Here is a 1,555-nt window from a genome sequence, read left to right on the forward strand (position 1 = left end):
GGCAAATGGTCAGCAGCGGGGAAGGCTAGAATGGCCCTTAATTCGAGCCAAGTTAAATCCAAGCAACCCGGCGCCCACGCCGACGGCGGCGGGCTCTACCTGGTCGTGCGCGAGAGCGGTGAGCGGGTGTGGCGCGTGCCCTTCTTGTGCTAGCTTTGGCGCGGGGGTACGCGCTGGCCAGCAAGTACCTCCCTTTGACTTAGCCTTAAATCCCGTCTCTTTTGGGTTTCCCTTGGAGGCGGGATTTTTTTCCGCAAGCAAGCAAGGGAAGCCACGAAGGCCGCCGCGCTCTAAGTGCTCAAGACCGCCAGCTTGGTGATTGTGTTTGCGAGAAATTGCGAAAGTGGCAGGGGAAACAACCATGTCAGCGCTCTCGTTAACGCCGCTAACGCTCTAACGAGAGGAGGCCAAAATGAAGCTTGCCACAATTCTGGTTATCGGTTCCCTCGCCGTGGCCTCAGCAGCAAGCGCCGATCAACCCGGATCTGACTGGATGCCGATGGAGCAAGTGAAGGCTAAGGTTATCGAGTCCGGCTATTCCCAGGTCACTAAGCTTGAAGCCGACGACGGCCAGTGGGAGGGCGAAGGCATCAAGAACGGACAGAAGATGGAATTTCATGCCGATCCCAAGACCGGCGTCATCGTGCGCGAAAAGCCAGACGACTAACCCTTGAGATCGTGCAAGGCGTTTTGCCAATTGTACTTGCCGACTGCGGGGACACAATTCACTTCGGAAACAACTTGTCCCGAATGTAACGCGAAGTCGGCGTCAGCCTGATTCCTCGTGGCTTGCACCAGACTGCCCTGTCGATCTCCTTCTTGTCGCCGATCTTCAGCGGGCCGGACGCGTTCTTTGCTAAGAAGATCGCGTCACTCATCGTGCGACCGGACCGACGATTCTTTGCCTTCACTTCTTTCCAGAGCTTCATAGGCCCCAGCTTGAGCTTCGGCAGTTCTTCCCTGATCTCTCGGCGGAGGCACTTCCTTTCACTCTCACCTGCACGCTTGCGACCGCCCGGAAACATCCAGAGCCTATCGCGTCGTCGTCTGACCAGGAGCACGCGTCCTTTCTTCGCGACAACAAGTTTTGAAGACTTCGCCATTTCTCTTCGAATCGATTTGGCAGATCGGGACCAGTTTAGACCGGCTGGTTCGACCTGCAATGGATGAGCGCCAGCCCGCCCTCCGTAGTATCACGGAGCAGCCCCACAGGTCGTGACCACGTGTTCAGGTGCCGCTATCCTTACGCAACATGCTCGAAATCTTCGAGATCCTCCAAGAGCCGAAGTTCTGGGTCGCGATGGCCTTTGGACTGGCTCCGATCGTCATTGGCATCATCATCTTGTGGTCAAGCCGATGAAAGTCGCCAGCGACACCTTTCATTTCCCGTCCCGGCAGTGGGTAGATTTTCCCGGGTGGCCGTGCGGATGTCGGTTGTTGGCCCATCGCGTACATACTGTGCTGTCTGCGCTTGGTCCGCTTCTTGGGGCCAAGCAGACAATCACGCTGCCGCCCGATCTTCCTTCTCGGCCCGCGCATCGCGATCCGATCATCC

General features: G+C 57.4%; 3 protein-coding genes. 1 reads left to right on the top strand and 2 read right to left on the bottom strand.

Annotated elements, in window-relative coordinates; all coding sequences use genetic code 11:
* The first annotated feature begins 412 nt into the window (after window positions 1-412).
* Entirely contained in the window at window positions 413-667 is a 255-nt protein-coding gene (locus ACXJL8_RS40675; RefSeq protein WP_456623630.1) for a PepSY domain-containing protein, read from the top strand.
* A 58-nt stretch (window positions 668-725) separates the two neighbouring features.
* Here ACXJL8_RS40675 and ACXJL8_RS40680 read toward each other — a convergent pair whose 3' ends face one another.
* A complete protein-coding gene (locus tag ACXJL8_RS40680) occupies window positions 726-1,103 on the bottom strand; it encodes an NUDIX hydrolase (protein ID WP_456623631.1) in 378 nt (125 codons plus the stop codon).
* Window positions 1,104-1,227: 124 nt separating this feature from the next.
* Window positions 1,228-1,555 (bottom strand): hypothetical protein (locus tag ACXJL8_RS40685; protein WP_456686993.1); only part of this gene is annotated, 328 nt, incomplete at its 5' end.

Source organism: Bradyrhizobium sp. P5_C11_2, from assembly GCF_054049755.1.

Coding starts and splice junctions, on each gene's coding strand:
- ACXJL8_RS40675 (WP_456623630.1), top strand. CDS start 413: ATGAAGCTTGCCACAATTCTGGTTATCGGTTCCCTCGCCGTGGCCTCA.
- ACXJL8_RS40680 (WP_456623631.1), bottom strand. CDS start 1,103: ATGGCGAAGTCTTCAAAACTTGTTGTCGCGAAGAAAGGACGCGTGCTC.